The sequence below is a fragment of the Desulfotignum phosphitoxidans DSM 13687 genome (assembly GCF_000350545.1).
In the GTDB taxonomy this organism is placed as follows: Bacteria; Desulfobacterota; Desulfobacteria; order Desulfobacterales; family Desulfobacteraceae; genus Desulfotignum; species Desulfotignum phosphitoxidans.
The window spans coordinates 404,410-419,717 of record NZ_APJX01000003.1; the positions used below are offsets into that span (position 1 = coordinate 404,410).

Consider the following 15,308-nt stretch of genomic DNA (forward strand, 5'->3'; position numbering starts at 1 on the left):
CGTGATCCATGGCTCAAAACACCTGTCCGGTTCAGTCCACCCTGCAATACCTGTCTGAGCGGATTGATTCCGGTGTGCTGACAGACCCCAGGGTGCGGCGGATATGTGAATCCATCCGGATGCTGGTGGAAGAGATATCCCTGGGTGAAGCCGGAGATGGCCATATGCCGGCCATTGACGAGCTGATGGCTGAATTTGAAACCATAAATCCCAATGAAACAGCCGTTAAAACCCGGCAGGCGTTGAACCAGGCATTCACGGAACATCGGGAAATGTTTGTCAGCCACATTGAATCCCGAAACTGCCCGACCCACGATTGCGGAGTTATTGCACCGTCTCCCTGCCAGATGGCATGTCCGGCAGGGATCGATGTGCCCACCTATCTGGCGTTGATTGCCGAGGGCAAGGATGCCGAGGCCATTGCCGTGATCCGGGAAGACAATCCATTGCCCTGGGTGTGCGGCCTGGTGTGTACAAGGCCCTGCGAAATGATGTGTGTCCGGGGCCGTATCGATACCCCCATCTCTATCAAGTTTCTCAAGGCATTTGCTGCGGAACGGGCGTTGTCCGACCGCCAGTATAAAAATCCGGAACCGGCCCCGCCCAACGGTAAAAAAGTATGCGTGGTGGGGGCCGGCCCCGGCGGGTTGTCCTGTGCCTATTACCTGGCGCTGATGGGGTATGCCGTCAACGTGATCGAATCACTGCCCTTTGCCGGCGGGATGCTCATGGTGGGAATTCCCAGATACCGGCTTCCCAGAGAGGTGATCGATCGGGAAGTGGCCATGATCGAAGATCTCGGGGTAAAAATTTCATTTAATACCCGGTTTGGCATGGATGTAACCTATGAGCAGATGATTGAGCAGGGAACCGATGCGTTCTTTATAGCCATCGGGGCCCACAAGGCCTGGGATATGGGGATCAAGGGGGAAACCGACTTTCCCAGGGTGATCGAGGCCATCGCTTTTTTGAAGAATGTGGCGCTGGGGGATCGTCATGCACCCGGGAAACGGGTGGTGATCATCGGCGGCGGGAATGTGGCCATTGATGCGGCCCGGACCAGTCTGCGCCTGGGGGCGGAAAAAGTGACCATTGCCTACCGCCGGTCCAGGGAACAGATGCCCGCAGATATCGAAGAAGTGGAACAGGCTGAAGAGGAAGGCATTGAATTCGCATTCCTCACCATTCCCACGGAGATCCGGGGGGATGGAGATGTCATCACGGGTCTTGCCTGCAACAAAGCGGAACTGATCGCCAAAAAAGGCACGGACCGGCTGGCACCCGTGCCCATCCTGGGCAAGGATTTCGTGATTCCCGCCGATGCCGTGATCTCCGCCATCGGGCAGTATGTGGATGATTCCGGCATGACCGCCTTTGACAAGATCCGGTGGACCCGCAGGGGCACTATCGAGGTGAACCATGCCTCCATGGAAACCAGCATGCCGGGCGTGTTTGCCGCCGGAGATGCCGTGTCCGGGCCTGCCACGGTCATCGAGGCCATTGGCGGGGGAAAACGGGCTGCCGATGCCATCCACCGGTATCTCAACCACATTCCCCAGCCCCGAATGCCCAAGATACCGGTGCGGCGGCACAAACGTCCCATGATCGAGATGACGGCATCGGAGAAAATGCGGTTGACAAGGCCGTCCATGTCCATGCTCAATGTGGACCGGCGGCGGACCACGTTCCAGCAGGTGGAGCTGGGGTATGATGAAGAAGCGGTCCGGAAGGAAGCCAGGAGATGCCTGCGGTGCGATGTGTGCCGGCGGTGCGGCAAATGCGTGGAAGTGTGCCGGGACAAAATGGGCATTGACGCGTTGCACCTGGGGTACCTGGATTTTGATCATCCCGTGAAAACCGATTTCCGGCTGACTTCTGAAAAATGCATCACCTGCGGGGCCTGTGCCGCCAATTGTGAAAACAATGCCATGGTGATCGAAGAACGGGACGGCAAACGCATGCTCAAGCTGTGCGGCACCATTTTGAATGAACAGGATATCCAGCATTGCGAGGCCTGTGGCGCCAAACTGCCGTCAGCCCAGTATATGGCATTTATTTCCGATAAAACAGCGGATGTCACGAAAAAATCGGATCAGCGGCTTTTGTGCAACCACTGTCAGCGCAAGCTGTCCGCCAGGATTCATGTGTCAACCCGGCCGGTTAAAAACCAATAAAGGAGAAATGTTATGGTATTCAGACGCGGCAGCCGTGTGGAAGTGTTTCAGGCATCATCCGATGAAGCCTGGGAACCGTATATGAATGATTTCATCGGTGCCCACGGGGTGGTGACCGACCCGGATACCTCCATCAATGATCCGGATGATCTCATCGAGGTGAGCCTTCAGGGGAAAGGCACCCATCGCCTGCCCCAGGACTGTCTCAGGGTTTTAGACGACAGACAGGGTGAGCCGTCATGATAGAGATCTTCATCAACGGGAAACCCATTGCCTGTAAAGAAAAACAGACGGTTCTGGAAGCGGCCCGAAGCAACAATATCGATATCCCGCACCTGTGTTACCACCCGGCATTGAAACCGTCCGGGGCCTGCCGGGTCTGCGGGGTGGAAGCCACCTCTCCCAGCGGCCGTCAGACCGTGATGCTGTCCTGCCTGCTCAAAGTCAAACCGGGCCTGAAGGTGCTGACGGATTCGCCCATGGTCAACGCCCACCGTCAGACCGCGTTTGAACGCTTGATTCAGCTGGCACCCCATGCCCGCCGGATTCGGGAACTGGCCCAAAGATATCATGTGGAATTGCCGCCGGAGCCGGACGAATGTATCCGGTGCCGGCTGTGCATTAGGGTCTGTCATGAAATCGTGAAAGCCGGGGCCCTGAAAATGGAGAAAACTGCTGCCGGCGGCCGGGTGGTCAAGGGAGACGGCCAGTGTATCGGCTGCGGCACCTGTGCCAATATCTGCCCCACGGATGTGATCAAAGTGACGGACAAGGACAATGTGAGGACCGTGTCCATTCAGGGGGAAACCATCGGGCAGCTGCCCCTGGCACGGTGTGAAGCCTGCGGACGGATGTTTGCCACGGCTGATTTTCTGAACCGGGTGTCCCACATCAATCCGGAACATCCGGATACCAAGGAACATCACAACCTGTGCCCGGCATGTATCAAGCTGATGTCCACCCGGGCCAGGACGGAAAAGGCCCATTTGAAAAAATGAACCGGACGGGCTGCCTCATCTGTCTGGCCCTGACCTGGGTATTGTTGCGTCCGGCACCGGCCCTTGCCATTCAGATGCACGGCGGCAATGCCGGTATTGTCGCCCATCAGATCGGGCATCTGTTTTTTTTGCTGGCCATGGTGGCACTGATGTTCACCATCAACAGCCAGGGATTGATCCGGCAGAAAGGGTGGCGTCAGATCCAACTGGCGGCCCTGTTTTTCATTTTCTGGAACCTAGATACGCTGGTGGCCCATTTTCTGGACAATCAGATCGAAGTGGTACGCATCGAAACCCTGAGCATCACCCGGCTGGCCGTGGTCACCCAGGCCGACTCCCAGCTTTTGGCAGTGATCTATTATTTTCTGAAAATGGATCACCTGTGGTGTGTGCCGGCCATGTTTTTTCTGTTCCTGGGACTGGACAGCCTGCTTGCGGCCCAGCGTCAGCGGTCGGAAGAAAAAGGAGCCGGACAATGACCGCCAACCTGCCCATTTTGCTGGTGGATGTGCTGGGGTCCGTGTTCATGGTGGTGCTGGGGATGCTGTCTCTGTTCAAGGCCAAGTCCCTGCGGGACCTGGATCCGGATAATGTGGTGTTTCTTTATCTGATCTGGATCTGTGCCGGGTTCACCATTTTTGCGGTGTCCCGGTCCTTCAGCCATATCCTGCGCCAGTTTCTGGTACTCACGGGCAGCGGGGATATCTGGAACAGTATCGGTCCTTTCACGGGGGCGGTCAACACCATCTCTTTCATGCTGGTGGGCACGGTCACCCTGTTTTTCAACCAGAGCTGGCGCATCAATGAAAAAGTGCTGTCCGCCAAGCAGAAGCATGAAGAGACCAGCGCCAAACTCCTGGAACTGAACCAGACCCTGGAGCACAAGGTCGTGGAAAGAACGGAAATGCTCACCAGCTCGGAGCATAAAGCCCGGCGGATTTTTGAACACTCCCTGGATACCATTGTGGTCACGGATCCGTTTTTTGTCTTTGCCGAAATCAACCAGGCCGGCGTGGAACTGACCGGTTACAGGAAACCCGATATTCTGGACAACAAAATGGGACTCAAGGATTTTCTGTCGGTCCGGTCTGAGCGGGAAAAAATTCTGAATCTGCTGGAAACCCATGAGTATATCCTGAACGAAGAAGCGGATTTTCTCAGGGCCGACCAGACTTTTGTCCGGGTTCTGATTACCGGCGGCGTGGATTACGGCGCTTTTGGCTGCGGCAAAACCTTTCATTTCATCATCAAGAATATCAATGATAAAAAACAGATGGAGCAGCAGATCGCCCAGGCGGACAAACTGGCGGCTTTAGGCGAACTGTCCGCCGGTGTGGCCCATGAGATCAATAATCCGCTGGGCATCATCTTAGGATATACCCAGCTGATGCTCAAAAATCCCGGGGAGCATGAACAAGACCTGAAAACCATTGAAAAACACGTGAAAAATTGCCGGACCGTGGTATCGGATTTGCTGACTTTTGCCAGAAAAGGCACCAAGAAAATGCATGCCATCGATGTGTGCAAAGTGGTGGATGACGTGATCAGTTTTCTGGAAAACCATTCGGATTTCAGGGATGTGAAAATGGCAGCCCCGGCGCCCTGTTCCAGGGCCTTGATGGTCCATGGCAATGAACAGGAAATATCCCAGGTGATCATCAATCTGATGATCAATGCCTGCCACGCCGTGGCAAAAAAAGGCTGTATCCAGGTGGAAATCGCCTGCCACGATGACAAATGGATCCATATCGCGGTGAAAGACAACGGGACGGGTATTCCCAAAAAAGACTTTTCCCGGATTTTTGATCCGTTTTTTACCACCAAGCCCGTGGGTGAAGGCACGGGCCTCGGACTTTCCGTGGGGTATGGAATCATCCGTCGGCACGGGGGGGATATCCGGGTCCGGAACCGAAAGGACAAAGGGGCTGCGTTCACCATTACCCTGCCTTTGCTGGCTTCTTCCCAAGAAGCCGACCCCAACCGTGAGGAGATGCGCCAATGACTGCCCGAATCCTGGCTGTGGACGATGAAAAAGACATGACCCGTTTGTTGAAACGGACTCTGGAATCGGAAATCGACTGTACGGTTTGCATGGCGTTTTCCGGGGAAATGGCATTGAATATCCTTGAAAACGATGTCTGGGATCTGGTGATCTGTGATATCCGCATGCCGGGCATGGACGGGTTTGAACTGCTGGATCAGATCCGGAAACGCCTGCCTGACCTGACCGTGGTCATGATTACGGCATTCGGCAATATCGATTCCGTTGTCACGGCCATTAAAAGCGGGGCCTATGATTTTATTGCCAAACCGTTTGAACAGGACGAACTGATTTTCAAGATCGGCAAGGCCCTGGAACGAAGCCGGCTGCTTCTGGAAAATAAACAGCTGCTCAAAGCCCGGGACAAGGATTTTTCACCCCTGGTGGGCCAAAGCCCGGCCATGGAAAAAGTGTTTGAAAAAATCAGCCTGGTGGCGTCATCGGATGTCACCGTGCTGATCACCGGTGAATCCGGTACGGGCAAGGACCTGACTGCCCGTTCCATTCATCGTCACAGCCAGCGAAGCAACGCCGCCTTTATTCCGATCAATTGTCCCACCATTCCGGAACATATTCTGGAAAGTGAGCTGTTCGGTCATAAAAAAGGGGCGTTCACCAGTGCATTTCAGGACAAAACCGGTTTGTTTCAGGAAGCGGACAAAGGCACGATTTTTCTGGATGAAATCGGAGATATCGGGTTGTCCATCCAGACCAAGCTGCTGCGGGTGATCCAGGAAAAAGAGATCAAACCCTTAGGAGACAACCGGGTTCGGAAAGTGGATGTACGAATCATTGCTTCCACCAACCAGGATCTTCGGGCAAAAATTGCGCAAAAAGAATTCAGGGAAGACCTGTTTTACCGGTTGTCCGTGATTACCATCGAATTGCCGCCCCTGCGGGATCGTATTGAGGATATCCCGCTGCTGGCGGAACACCTGGTGGCCAAAAATTGTAAAAAACTGAACCAACCCCTGAAAACAATTTCCAGCCAGGTGATGGAGCTGCTGCTCAAGCACCCCTGGCAGGGCAATGTCAGGGAACTGGAAAATGCGCTGGTTCAAGGGATTCTTTACTGCCGGAACGAAGAAATCCAGGAAACGGATATCCCCATATCCGATGCGGGAATGAACCTGTGTCCGGATAACAGCCTGGATGCCCATCTCATGGAGATGCCCTATAAACAAGCCAAGGAAACCGTGCTTACCCGGTTCAATCACGAATATGTGGGGGCCCGGCTGTCGTCAGCCAACGGAAACATCACCCAGGCGGCCCGGCGGTGCGGGCTGGATCGGCAGGCCCTTCAGCAGGTCATGAAACGGTTTGATATCGATCCGGATGATTTCCGGTAGCCGTGGCATGTGCAGTATTATTCTGGCGCTGCATATTTTTTATTGCGCCCACCCCCGGGGGTGACACCCTGAAACCGGGGGCGGACAATCAGATGGATACAGTATAAAATAATCATAATTTCATAGAGTTATGAATCAAAAAATTGTGTTTTAATCAACTGGCACCAATATTGCTGACATGATACGACAATGTAAATTGATTAAACCGGAAAACAGACCCTGTCTCCGTGTTTAAAAAAAACAATAATTTTTTTATCTGTATTAATTTAAAGGAGGGAAAATGATGGTAAACCGAACCAGGTTTTATCTGGCAACCGCGCTGATGATTTTGTTCTCGTTTGTGGCCGTGGCCATGGCCCAGACAGGTGCCGGCCTGACCACACCGGACATGCCGGGAAAAATGAAATCAGCCATTGAAGCCAGTCTCCAGGATCCGGAGATGGCTGCTAAAACCATGGAAGTGATCAATCCGGAAGAAGCGCCGGGATTTCTGGGCATTCCGGGTGCCCCGGACCCCAGCCTGATCCTGGGCCTGTTGTGGGCCATCTGGGTGGGCTGGATTTTTTCCACGGTCGGTGCTTTCGGCGGTATCATGGCCGGGGTGGGACATATCACGATTTTCGGTCTGGCCGACTATGCCAAATCCTTTGGCAAGGGCAACCCCGTGAACAACCTGCTCACCGACTCCATCCGGGTATCCAACCAGTGGCTGGTGGGTTTGAGCGGGGTGATTTCTTCGTTCAACTACTACCGCATGGGACGTCTGGTGGCGCCTTTGGGTATCTGTCTGGCCATCGGTGGTGTGGGCGGTTCCTGGCTGATACCGGAACTGACAGCCGGTAAAATTTCTCTGAAGGATTACATTGGATTTTTCGGACTGATTGTGTTTGTGCTTGGGTTTTTTCTGATTTATGAAATGACCCCCAAGGGATCTGCCGGAAAAAAACAGGCCAAGGCAGCGGCCCAGGCCTTTGAAAAAGCAGCCAAGGAAAAATCCGATACATCAGACCAGGGCGTCAAGATCATCGAAGGTTCCTGGACTTTCATGTGGGCGGCAGTGGGACTGGTGGTGCTGTCCGCCTTGTGGATCAACCTGATCCCGGTCCTTAAATTCGTTCCCTATATTCTGTGTCTGGCCGGCTGGGCCATGACCTTTATGATCGGCAATATCCGATTCACCTTTTACGGACAGGAATTTTCTTTCAAAGCCTATGTGCCCATGATCGGTGGTATCGTGATCGCGGCCCTGGCATCGTTTCTGGGTGTCGGCGGCGGATTTCTGTATGTGCCGTTTTTGACGTCTGTGGCCGGCCTGCCCATGTTTCTGGTGGCCGGGACCTCGGCTCTGTGCGTGCTGGTGGGCATGATCGTGTCCATCTTTTCGTACATGGTGGGTAAAGGCGTGGTCATTGCCTGGGGATTCATCGGGGTTGAGCTGATCGGTATTTTCATCGGCTCCATGATCGGTCCCCGGACCTCCAAATATATCCCGGAAAAAGTGCTGAAATGGATCTTCATCATTCTTGCCTTTTACGTGGGTATCCGGTATACCTCCAAAGGGTTTCTGGGCTACAGCCTGCTGCCGCCGTTCTAACGGTCAGGGATCTGTGTATGTCTGACATTTAGAAGATACACGGGGATTGTTTCAACGGGTGTTCAGGGAACGGCAGTTCTCCGGTCTCTGATCACCCGTTGTTATTTTTATGAAAGTGTTAAGTGTTAAGCGTATAGTTTCATTATTTGTTGTGGTCTCTCAGGCCACAGGACAGGTATTATTGAAAAATATTCAGCCTCCGGCAGGGGGTTATTTTTTGTGAGGGATATGGATTCCATACAGGGCATACTGACGTTTATCGATCCGGTGTTGATTTTCCCTTACCGGCTGTTTGACAATCCCATGGCCGGGTGGTGGGTGGGGACGTTCTGCCTGGCGGCCTGGGCCGTGCTCATCGGGGAGATCACCCTGGCCATTGCAGGTAAGATCAACCGGTCTGCCGTGTCCACCAACCTGGATGACACCATGTATTACCATGAACAGTCCATGAAAGCCAAACAGGCCGGGGATGAAAAAGCCTACAAAGGCATCAATAAACTGGCCAATGAAGCCTATGGCAAATCTTTTTTCCTGCTGATGGCCATGGGCATGGCAGCCTTGTGGCCGGCGTTTTTTGCCGTGGCCTGGCTGGACCAGCGGTTCGGGAATATCGGTTTTACCATGCCGGCCTGGGCCGGGGGGATAGAACTGAGTTTCACGGCCCCGTTCATCCTGATTTATATTTGTTTGCGGGTGGCCTGGTCCAGGATCAAGAAAAAACTCAAGCCGGCTTCAGCTGCCTGACCGGACCGCTTTGGCGTGATAAAAACCGGTCAGATCGCTTCTTTCCACAAATCCCATCTCCAGATCCATATACCAGGCAGACACAAACGTACTTTTATCCACACTCCACAATCGTTTTTGTTCGACGTCAAACAGGGACGAAATACAGTGATCCCGATCTTTTTTCGCAGGCCTGGCCAGGGTGAGAAGCTCATGGATCGTGGGCAGACGCCAGTCTGAGTATCCGCAGAATGCCTGAGCGTTCAACCGGTCCACAAAATCTTTTGCCTGGTGCCAGGTAACGGGAAATGCCGTGCCGGACTGCTGCCAGGTCAGGCCGGTGCTGGAATCCTGTACCAGATGGTTTCCAATTCGCTTCAATACGTCTGGGGGATAGTGAACCGGCTGCATGAACCGGTTCAGTTTGAAACAGTCTTGGGCCTGTTTCAAGGGAACCTTTGCTGGTGTGGACCGGACCGGACCGGGTTTCCCCCAATTTGTACCGCCGCCGTCCGGATTGGTTTCAAAAAATGCCGGCATGGCGCAGATGGCTTCTTTTTTTTCTTCCCAGGCCCGGGCCAGGTTTTCCAGGTGCCGGGCCATGGCGTTTGCGCTCTGAAACCGTTTGGCGGGATCTGCATGCATGGCGCAGGCCAGAAACCGATCCCAGTTATCACCCAGATCCGGGTTCAGGCGAGACACGGCAGGCGCGTCTTTTTCCGGGAGCTGCCCGGTCAGCATTTTATACAGCATCACGCCCGTGGAATAGATATCTGCGGTGACATCCACCTGATCCGGATTTTTTTCCTGCTCCGGTGCCGCATAAAACGGAGAACCCACCCGGATGCCGGCATGCCGGTCCTGCCGTTCGCCCCGGCGTGAGGACAATCCGAAATCACAGATTTTAACGGTATCCTCATCTGTGATCAAAATATTGGCCGGCTTGATGTCTTTGTGAATGATATGAAAAAAGTGAAGACATTGCAGCCCTTTAAGGGTCTGGGCCGCATAATGGATCGCTTTGTCAATGGGAATGACCCGGGTCTGTTCCGCTTCGCCCCACTCTCCCATCAGGGTGCCCAGGCGGGTGCAGAAAAAATCCATGAGATAGTAGAGCTGGCCGTCGGTCTGGCAGAAATCCAGGATATCCACCACATGGGGATGGCGGATGGATGCCATGATCACGGCTTCCCGGGTGAACTGTTCTTTCAGATCCTTCGGGGCCGTCAGTTCCGCCAGCAACGGGGAGGGATCCAGCAGTTTCAAGGCCGCCACCTTGCCGGTCACGGGATAGGTGACTTTAAAGACCTTGCCCATCCCGCCTTTGCCCAGAAGCCCGGTGATGGTGTATCGGCCGATTTTTTTCATTGTCCGTTTCCTTTGTCTCCTGATGAATCCACGTTTTTTAATGGATCAACGCTTCCTGATGGATGACCTCCCGGGGCCAGCCGGTCGGCATACATCTTAGGAATACCGGCGGCAATGATTTTCTTTTGGGTGTTTTCAAAGGGGTATGACACAGACTTGACCGTCAATTCAAGGGTTTGGGTGTCAAACAGGACAAATTTGGCCCCGGGCGTGCCGTCTCTGGGCTGCCCCACACTGCCGGCATTGATGATATATTTTTTGGCAGGATCCAGCAGATATGTTCCGGGGGCGGGACTTTCTTTTTCAAGGCGGATGCCGTCCAAAGAAATGATCCCCAGTTCATGGGTATGTCCCACAAAACAGACAGATTCGTCTGCGCGGGCCAGTTTTTGGATCAGCTTGTTTTCAGGCAGCTGGAACAGATACAGAAAGGCAGAATCCGGCGGGACCCCATGGACGAAACGAAGTCCGGCGGTGACCAGATATCGGGGCAGCTGCTTTATCCAGGCCACAGATGCATCTGTGAGCTGGGATTGAGCGATGGCCAGTGCGCGTTTTGCCACAGGGTTGAACCAGGCCAGGTTCTGGTTGTTTTTGACAGCCATTTCATGGTTTCCCAGTACTGAAGCGATTTTCCGTTCTCTGATCAGCGCTGCCACGGCTTCGGAATCCGGGCCGTAACCGATATTGTCCCCTAAAGAGATGACCGTATCGATCGAAAGGGGGGCGATGGCATCGAGCACGGCCTGGAACGCTTCCAGGTTTCCGTGAATGTCAGACAGAATGGCCAGTTTCATATATCGGGTCCTTTTTATTCATCATTCTGTGGATTATCAGTATATCAGAAAAAACAATTGGTTGCAGGTCCTAACCTGTTCCTAACAGAAAATTAAAAACAATCTAACGCAGATCATTTATAGTCACGATCGTCACTGTTGAGCAGGAGGCAATTACAATCAGCCGGTAAAGATCGGCCGGTCGTTTCAAGATAAAGATTAACATAAAAAACCCTGTGATGGATTTAAAACATATGGAAAAAAACGCCGCTCCCAAGCGCTCCCACCGGCTGGTTCCCAAGGACAACCGGAACACGGTGGGAGAAAACCAGGTGGACAATTTTAAAATGCGGTGTGAACAGGTCAGTGTCTTTTATGACAACGGCGCTACCAAAGCCATCAATTCCGTGTCCCTGGACATCGGAGACAACGAGGTCATTGCCATGATCGGTCCGTCCGGATGCGGAAAATCCACGTTCATCCGGTGCCTCAACCGCATGAACGACACCATCGAAGGCTGTAAGGTGGACGGCCGCATCTATCTGGACGGCAAAAATATCTATGACAAAGATGTGGATGTGGTGCCTTTGCGAGCCCGGGTAGGCATGGTGTTTCAGAAACCCAATCCGTTTCCCAAATCCATTTTTGACAATGTGGCGTACGCCCCCCGGATTCACGGGCTGGTGACCAATAAAAGCGAGACCGAAGAACTGGTGGAAAAATCCCTGGTCCGGGCCGGTCTGTGGAACGAGGTCAAAGACCGCCTGAATCAGCCCGGCACGGGGCTTTCCGGCGGGCAGCAGCAGCGGTTGTGCATTGCCAGAACCATTGCCGTGAATCCGGAAGTGATTCTCATGGATGAACCCTGCTCGGCCCTGGATCCCATTGCCACGGCCATTATTGAAGAACTCATCGAGGAACTCAGGCAGGAATATTCCATTGCCATTGTCACCCATTCCATGCAGCAGGCTTCCCGGATTTCCCAGCGCACCGCCTATTTTCACCTGGGAGATCTCATCGAAATCGGCCCCACGGAACAGATTTTTCTCAATCCGTTGCACCAGCTGACCCAGGATTACATCACCGGCCGGTTCGGTTAGTTCCGGATCAAAATTTTCTGTGAACCGGCATCATGCCGGCAGCCGGGATGCCAGCACGGCCGCGCCGATGGCCCCGGTTTCCTGGCAGTATGGGGAGAGGATCAAAGCCTGGTTCAGCTGTGTTTCCAGGGCTGCGATCATGCCGGGATTTTTGGCCACCCCCCCGGTCATCATGACAGGACGCTGGATGCGGATCTTTGCGGCCAGAATCGCCACCCGGGCTGCGGCGGCCTGATGGATGCCCGCGATGATATTTTCTCTTTTTTCCTGCCGGGCGATCATGGAGATGACCTCGGATTCGGCAAACACGGTGCAGATGCTGCTGATTTTTGAGGGGTGGTCCGCGGTCAGGCCCACCTCCCCCATCTGGTCCAGTGACACTTCCAGGGCATTGGCCATCACCTCCAGAAACCGGCCCGTGCCGGCGGCGCACTTGTCGTTCATGGCAAAATTGTCCACCTGCCCCTGGTCATCTAAGGCAATGGCTTTGCTGTCCTGGCCCCCCACATCGATGATCCCCCGGATATCCGGATCCAGAAAATGAGCCCCGGCCCCGTGGCAGAGGATTTCGGTCATGGCTTTGTCGGCAAAATCGATGCTGGCCCGGCCGTATCCTGTGGACACAATGGCCCGGATGTCGGACCGGGACAGTCCGGTTTGATCCAGCAGATCTTCAAACACCCGGGTGCCGGCCTTCAGGTGATGGTATCCCGTGGGAATCACCCGGACGCCTATAATGGCCCGGTCCTGGATCAAGGCTGCCTTGGCCGTGTTGGAACCGATATCGATGCCGGCAAAAATCATGACCGGCCCGCCTTGTGCTTGACGATTTCCATGAATGCATCGATCCTTGTCTCTATCTGGGATTCGGAAAAGCTTCTGGGGTCCACCATGTCCGCTTCGATCATGAGCACGGGGATCCCGGTTTTTTCCCGGACAATCCGCATGATGTCCATCTGGCCGAAGGAATAGGGCTTGCAGGACCGGTTGGAGTGCATGACCAGACCGTGGATATCGTAAAACCGGATCATTTTCAGCACCTCTTCAGCCATTTCATCCACCCCGATGTTCAGGTAGATCCGGGTGTAGGCTTCAGCCATGGAATCCAGAAAATTGTTTTCGTCCATATACTTTAACGCCCCGCACCAGGCCGAGGTATAGGTGTCTGCCACCAGACATGCCTGATGGGCGGAAAACCGGTCAGACAGCCATTTGAGCCGGTGCCACACGGGCAGGTTGTCCCACAGCAGCCGGTATGTTTCATCCGGTACCACGCCGATGCCGTCTTTGATCCGCTGTTCCAGCTCAGCGATCAGTTCTTTGTAAAAATCCACAGCGATCTGGGTTCCCCGCAAGGTCACGATCAGCGCCAGAAAGAAAAATGCGTCAAACGCGGACATGGGGGAGGGCTTGTGGGCCGTGGTGTTCAGGACCTGCTGCCACAGGCGCTGGCCTTCATATGAGAGTTTGCCCACGGCATTCATTCTGGCCGGGTCCATTTTTTTCCCGGACACCTGTTCGAGAAACGCGATATATTCATTTACCTGGGTTTTGACATATGCGGCGATCTCAGGCGTGTACCCGGTGTGGCAGACCGGGGTGTCGAAGATGAACAGCGGCACCTGGAAATATCTGGCCTGGATTTCATACCATTTCAGGACCGTGCCGCAGATATTGTTGCAGCAGATGAGCATGTCCGGTTTGGGCAGCCCGCCGATGGGTCCCCCTTTGACCACGGCGCAGGCGATATCGGACCGGGCATAAGCGCACAGATCACCGCTGTATCCCATGTCTTCGGCTTTGGCGCACAGGTCTTCCCCCATTTTGGCGGACCCGATCATGGCCCCGTGATTTTCCGGATACACGGGAATGATATCCATGGCCACCAGGGGTTCCACGGGTCCGCCGGAGGTGATCCAGGCCACCTGGCGGTGGTTCTGGGCCGCGCTTAACGCCTCCAGATAATAGGTGGTCATCAGATCCCGCATTTTTTTGGCGGCCATGATTTTCGGGGGGGGCGAAGGGGTGTCGGACATGGGAAAATCCTCGGGTTACAGCATGTGAATAAAGGTTTCGATCCGGGTGGAGAACTGGCCCTGATTCCGGTACCCCTCATCCATTTCCAGGGCCATGCTTCTGATGCCTTTTGCATCCAGGCATTCCTTGAGATATGGGTAATCAAAGGCATGGGGATCGCAGAACTTGAGCATCACAAACAGGACCCCGTGTGCCCGGGTCTTGTTCACAAGGGAAATCAGATGGTCGGCCCGGGTGGTGAGGCCCGCGTGTTTGGAAGGGCAGATCACCCGTTCCCGGTACCGGTTAGCCAGGGCCGTCAGGGGCGGCTGGTCTTCAGCCACCTGTCCGTCAAACCAACGCTGTCCCGTGCACAGATCATCGCCCACCACGGCCCCGCCGGCCGCTTCCACGGCATCGAACAGATCCGGGATGTCACAGACCGACCCGGACAGGACCACCCGCGTGACGGGCGTGTCCGGCACGGGCATATGCCGGAGCGATGCCGCCACATCCGCCAGAAGGGCGGCGGCTTCATCTCTGTCCATGATCATGGCCCCCTTGACCAGGGCGTTCATGTCAGATCCCCGGATCTGTCCGGGATGCCGGGAATAAAAATCATGGATGGTAGACAGATGGGTGCGGATCCGGTTGAACAGGGCAATAGATGCGGCCAGATCCGCATCTGTGATGGATATTTTCAGGGCGGTTTCCAGATCGGCTTTGCACCGGGCCAGCACGGATTCCATATACACGGCGCTGTTTGGGGTGTTGAGTTTTGCGGGCAGTGCCAGGTCGGCAAAGAATTCGTATGCCCCGTTCATGCGCCAGATATCGCTGAGCCGCTGCATGGAATCACAGGTGTGGGGAAACATGGTGCCGTCCAGAAAATCCAGCCGGCCGGCCAGGCTGTCTTCTAAAATACCCCGGACCACGGAGCAGCAGTAGGACTGCAAGTGGTTTTCCGCCTGAACGATGCCGTGTCCGGAAGAAAACAGGCGCATGGGGTGACACCCGGCCGCATGGATGAGTTCTTCCGGGGCATAGGAGCACGGGTATCCAATGATTTTCCGGCCCGTCCGGCGGATGCGGGCCGCCGTGTCTGCAAGTTGGCTTGCGGCCTCATGAAAGCGCTTTATTTCCTTCATGCCCGGAGATCTCCTTTTTTT

14 protein-coding genes are annotated in these 15,308 nt (G+C 54.5%); 9 read left to right on the top strand and 5 right to left on the bottom strand.

The features are described from left to right. The first annotated feature begins 8 nt into the window (after positions 1–8). From DPO_RS09320 to DPO_RS09355, 8 genes are all read left to right on the top strand, one after another. Positions 9–2,174, top strand: coding sequence for an NAD(P)-binding protein (locus DPO_RS09320; RefSeq protein WP_006965589.1), 2,166 nt, complete (start codon positions 9–11; stop codon positions 2,172–2,174). 12 nt (positions 2,175–2,186) lie between these two features. Continuing rightward, on the top strand, positions 2,187–2,417 hold the full coding sequence (locus DPO_RS09325; RefSeq protein WP_006965590.1) for a hypothetical protein: 231 nt from the start codon (positions 2,187–2,189) through the stop codon (positions 2,415–2,417). Further along, the gene (locus tag DPO_RS09330) at positions 2,414–3,172 is read left to right on the top strand and encodes a 2Fe-2S iron-sulfur cluster-binding protein (RefSeq protein ID WP_006965591.1); all 759 of its coding nucleotides are present in this window, start codon (positions 2,414–2,416) and stop codon (positions 3,170–3,172) included. The genes DPO_RS09325 and DPO_RS09330 overlap by 4 nt, the downstream gene beginning before the upstream one ends. Further along, positions 3,169–3,651 (top strand): hypothetical protein, encoded by a 483-nt coding sequence (locus tag DPO_RS09335; RefSeq protein ID WP_006965592.1) that lies wholly within the window; start codon positions 3,169–3,171, stop codon positions 3,649–3,651. The genes DPO_RS09330 and DPO_RS09335 overlap by 4 nt, the downstream gene beginning before the upstream one ends. Further along, the gene (locus tag DPO_RS09340) at positions 3,648–5,174 is read left to right on the top strand and encodes a PAS domain-containing sensor histidine kinase (protein ID WP_006965593.1); all 1,527 of its coding nucleotides are present in this window, start codon (positions 3,648–3,650) and stop codon (positions 5,172–5,174) included. The genes DPO_RS09335 and DPO_RS09340 overlap by 4 nt, the downstream gene beginning before the upstream one ends. Then, the gene (locus DPO_RS09345; protein WP_006965594.1) at positions 5,171–6,562 is read left to right on the top strand and encodes a sigma-54-dependent transcriptional regulator; all 1,392 of its coding nucleotides are present in this window, start codon (positions 5,171–5,173) and stop codon (positions 6,560–6,562) included. The genes DPO_RS09340 and DPO_RS09345 overlap by 4 nt, the downstream gene beginning before the upstream one ends. A gap of 280 nt (positions 6,563–6,842) precedes the next feature. After that, a complete protein-coding gene (locus DPO_RS09350) occupies positions 6,843–8,156 on the top strand; it encodes a sulfite exporter TauE/SafE family protein (protein WP_006965595.1) in 1,314 nt (437 codons plus the stop codon). A 228-nt stretch (positions 8,157–8,384) separates the two neighbouring features. Then, positions 8,385–8,900, top strand: a complete 516-nt coding sequence (locus DPO_RS09355) for a hypothetical protein (RefSeq protein WP_006965596.1) — start codon at positions 8,385–8,387, stop codon at positions 8,898–8,900. Here the strand turns inward: DPO_RS09355 and DPO_RS09360 are convergent. Together DPO_RS09360 and DPO_RS09365 are read right to left on the bottom strand one after the other, a co-directional pair. Beyond that, positions 8,889–10,247: a protein kinase domain-containing protein gene (locus tag DPO_RS09360; RefSeq protein WP_006965597.1), complete on the bottom strand. Its 1,359-nt coding sequence runs from the start codon at positions 10,245–10,247 to the stop codon at positions 8,889–8,891. The two genes, DPO_RS09355 and DPO_RS09360, sit on opposite strands and share 12 nt — an antisense overlap. Next, complete coding sequence (locus tag DPO_RS09365) at positions 10,244–11,044, bottom strand: metallophosphoesterase family protein (RefSeq protein WP_006965598.1); 801 nt, start codon at positions 11,042–11,044, stop codon at positions 10,244–10,246. The genes DPO_RS09360 and DPO_RS09365 overlap by 4 nt, the downstream gene beginning before the upstream one ends. Before the next feature lie 233 nt (positions 11,045–11,277). On the opposite strand from DPO_RS09365, the gene pstB reads away from it, so the two are divergent. Next, a complete protein-coding gene (pstB, locus tag DPO_RS09370; protein ID WP_006965599.1) occupies positions 11,278–12,123 on the top strand; it encodes a phosphate ABC transporter ATP-binding protein PstB in 846 nt (281 codons plus the stop codon). 30 nt (positions 12,124–12,153) lie between these two features. Here pstB and DPO_RS09375 read toward each other — a convergent pair whose 3' ends face one another. The 3 genes from DPO_RS09375 to DPO_RS09385 are packed head-to-tail and all read right to left on the bottom strand — an operon-like array spanning position 12,154 to position 15,287. After that, positions 12,154–12,927: an acyl-CoA dehydratase activase gene (locus tag DPO_RS09375; RefSeq protein ID WP_006965600.1), complete on the bottom strand. Its 774-nt coding sequence runs from the start codon at positions 12,925–12,927 to the stop codon at positions 12,154–12,156. Beyond that, entirely contained in the window at positions 12,924–14,159 is a 1,236-nt protein-coding gene (locus DPO_RS09380) for a 2-hydroxyacyl-CoA dehydratase subunit D (RefSeq protein WP_006965601.1), read from the bottom strand. The genes DPO_RS09375 and DPO_RS09380 overlap by 4 nt, the downstream gene beginning before the upstream one ends. Positions 14,160–14,174: 15 nt before the next feature. Further along, positions 14,175–15,287 (bottom strand): 2-hydroxyacyl-CoA dehydratase subunit D, encoded by a 1,113-nt coding sequence (locus tag DPO_RS09385; protein WP_006965602.1) that lies wholly within the window; start codon positions 15,285–15,287, stop codon positions 14,175–14,177. Positions 15,288–15,308: the final 21 nt, after the last annotated feature.